This window comes from Brevibacterium picturae, from assembly GCF_030453725.1.
GTDB lineage: Bacteria > Actinomycetota > Actinomycetes > Actinomycetales > Brevibacteriaceae > Brevibacterium > Brevibacterium sandarakinum_A.
The window spans coordinates 1-2,795 of the sequence record NZ_JAKDJU010000271.1 but is presented as its reverse complement, the minus strand read 5'-3'; the positions used below and the strand labels follow the sequence as shown (position 1 = coordinate 2,795).

The following is a 2,795-nucleotide window of genomic DNA, read 5'->3' as shown; positions in this document are numbered from 1 at the left end:
ACTCATCGGACACTCATTCGGAGGGCAAATGTTCACCGGCATCATCGAAGAGCTCGGCACCGTCGCAGCCATCGAGAGCAAGGACGATTCGGCCGTCATCACCATCGACGCCAAGGACCTCGTCGACGACCTCGGACTCGGCGGCTCGCTGGCCGTCAACGGCGTGTGCCTGACCTCGGTCAGAGCTGGCGACGCCTCTCCGCCAGTCAGCGCGAGCGCCGAGGTGCCAGGAGCGTTCACCGCCGAGGTGATGGGCGAGACCCTGCGGTTGACCGGCCTCGGAACCCTGCGCACCGGAGACCGGGTCAACCTCGAAAGGTGCACACCTGCTTCGGGGCGCTTCGACGGCCATGTGGTGCAGGGGCACGTCGACGGGTGCGGCGAGCTGGACAGCCGGGATGACCACGCCGAGTGGTCGACGTTGCGCATCGGAATCCCGAACCACCTCGCGCCCTACACCGCCAGCAAGGGGTCCATCGCCCTCAACGGCGTCTCGTTGACTCTCACCGCCGTCTCCGAACCCTCCGAGGCCAGCGCCTGGGTCGAGGTCGGACTCATCCCTGCCACCCTGTCGCACACCACGCTCGGCGACATCTCCCCCGGCGACCCAGTGAACATCGAAGTGGACGTGCTCGCGAAGTACACGGCCCGCCTGCTCTCATTCCGGGACGAATCAACCACCTTCAGCTCAACCGACAGTACCCGCGAAACCGGCAGCACCCAGCAAGGAGCCGACCATGACTGAAACCACCCCGACAGCTGATCGGCCCGACTCATCTCAGGAAAACGCTCGTCTCGACCCGATCGACGAGGCGATCACCGCTTTCGCCGCTGGCCAGCCGATCGTCGTCGTCGATGACGAGGACCGCGAGAACGAGGGCGACCTCATCATGGCCGCCGAATTCGCTGAAGCTGCGACCATGGGCTTCTTCGTCCGCTACACCTCCGGCGTCATCTGCGCCCCCATGGACGCCGAGCGCGCCGCCGCACTCGAACTGCCGCCCATGGTCTCCGCCAATGAGGACCCGAAGGGCACCGCGTACACGATCAGCTGCGATGCGGTCGGCGTGACCACCGGCATCAGCGCCGCCGAACGCGCCCTGACCGGGCGTCATCTTGCCGCAGCAGTGCCCGAACCCGCCTCGATCACGCGCCCCGGTCACGTGTTCCCACTCGTCGCGAAGGCCGGTGGGGTCCGTGAACGCCCGGGCCACACCGAGGCCGGCGTCGAGTTCGCGCGCCTGGCCGGTGCCAGCCCTGTGGCCATGATCGGCGAGGTCGTCCACGACGACGGGTCGATGATGCGCTTCGACTCCCTCCGCGAGTTCGCCGACGCTCATCAGCTCGTGATGGTCTCGATCGAAGAGCTCATCGAATACCTCAACGAGACGGATCGCGGGTTCGATGCGAGTTCGACTGCTGACTCGACTCGCGGTTCGGCGCACAGTTCGTCGAACCACTTGCCGACTGAATCGACGAACGCGCCGAGCGAATCAGCTCCGACCTCAGGATCGATCGCACCATCGGCCGAGGTGCCGCTGCCGACGAAGCATGGGAGCTTCACCGCCCGCGCATTCACGATCGACGACCACGACCACCTCGGCGTGTTCTCCGAGGTGAACTCTGCCGCCGTTGATCCAGCTGCTAGAGACGAGGAGTCTGTGCTGCGTGGGCCCGCACCTCTGGTTCGGGTGCATTCGGAGTGCCTGACCGGGGACGTCTTCGGCTCCCACCGGTGCGACTGCGGAGAACAGCTGGACCTAGCAATGCAGCGGATCTCCGCCGAGGGCGGTGCCGTGATCTACATGACCGGCCACGAGGGACGCGGAATCGGACTGAGCAACAAACTGCGGGCCTATGCTCTTCAGGACCGCGGCCTGGACACGGTCGATGCGAACCGTGAGCTCGGCTTCCACGACGATGACCGTGACTACCGTGCGGCCGCCGAGATCCTGCGCTCGATCGGCCTGACCCGCATCCGACTGCTGACGAACAACCCGGACAAAACTCGGGCGCTGGAATCTCTGGGGATCACGATCGAAGCGGTCATTCCGCTCGAGATTCCCGCCCGCCCGGAGAACACGGACTATCTGGCCACCAAGCGTGAGCGCATGCACCACACGCTGACCCTGCCGTCGGTGGTCGGCAGCCCCACCGCCTCGGCGGCCACCTCTTCGACACCCATCGCCGAGAAGCACCACTGCTGACCACCCGCATTTCCCGGCATCCACCGACGCTTCCAGAAACCTTGGCCATCACGGCCGCTACGAAAGGATCCACCCATGGCACACTCCGGAGCACCTGAGCTCACCGTCTCTGCTGCCGACACTCGCATCGCGATCATTGCAGCATCCTGGCACACGCAGATCATGGACGGCCTCGTCGACGGTGCCCAACGAGCAGCCAGCGAAGCCGGAGCCCAAGCCACCCTGATTCGGGTTCCGGGAAGCTTCGAACTGCCCCTCGCCGCGGCACGCCTGGCACCGCACTTCGACGCGGTGGTCGCCCTCGGCGTCGTCATCCGCGGCGGCACCCCACACTTCGACTACGTCTGCCAAGCCGCCACAGACGGACTCAATCGAGTGGCCATCGACTCCCGCAAACCGGTTGGATTCGGGGTGCTGACCTGTGACACGGAACAGCAGGGACTGGACCGTGCCGGGCTCGAGGGCTCGCAGGAAGACAAGGGCCACGAAGCCATGACCGCAGCCCTGGTCACCGCGCAGGCGCTGGCGGACTACCCGATCGCCTGAAGTCCAGCGTCGCCGCCTCAGCGAGCGCGTGCTCGGCGAGCA

3 protein-coding genes are annotated in these 2,795 nt (G+C 66.2%); all 3 read left to right on the top strand.

Features of this window, described 5'->3' with window-relative positions; genetic code table 11:
* The coding region (locus L0G76_RS15405) for a riboflavin synthase (protein WP_369696194.1) at nucleotides 1–745 on the top strand (745 nt) is incomplete at its 5' end.
* Entirely contained in the window at nucleotides 738–2,207 is a 1,470-nt protein-coding gene (gene ribB / locus L0G76_RS15400) for a 3,4-dihydroxy-2-butanone-4-phosphate synthase (RefSeq protein WP_304358016.1), read from the top strand. The genes L0G76_RS15405 and ribB, both read left to right, overlap by 8 nt.
* A gap of 75 nt (nucleotides 2,208–2,282) precedes the next feature.
* Nucleotides 2,283–2,753 carry a 6,7-dimethyl-8-ribityllumazine synthase gene (ribH, locus tag L0G76_RS15395; RefSeq protein ID WP_304358015.1) on the top strand — a complete coding sequence of 157 codons (471 nt, stop codon included), beginning with the start codon at nucleotides 2,283–2,285 and terminating at the stop codon, nucleotides 2,751–2,753.
* Nucleotides 2,754–2,795 lie beyond the last annotated feature (42 nt).

Bases quoted from the DNA above. Each gene is read 5' to 3' on its own strand.
- ribB (WP_304358016.1), top strand. From the start codon at position 738: ATGACTGAAACCACCCCGACAGCTGATCGGCCCGACTCATCTCAGGAA.
- ribH (WP_304358015.1), top strand. From the start codon at position 2,283: ATGGCACACTCCGGAGCACCTGAGCTCACCGTCTCTGCTGCCGACACT.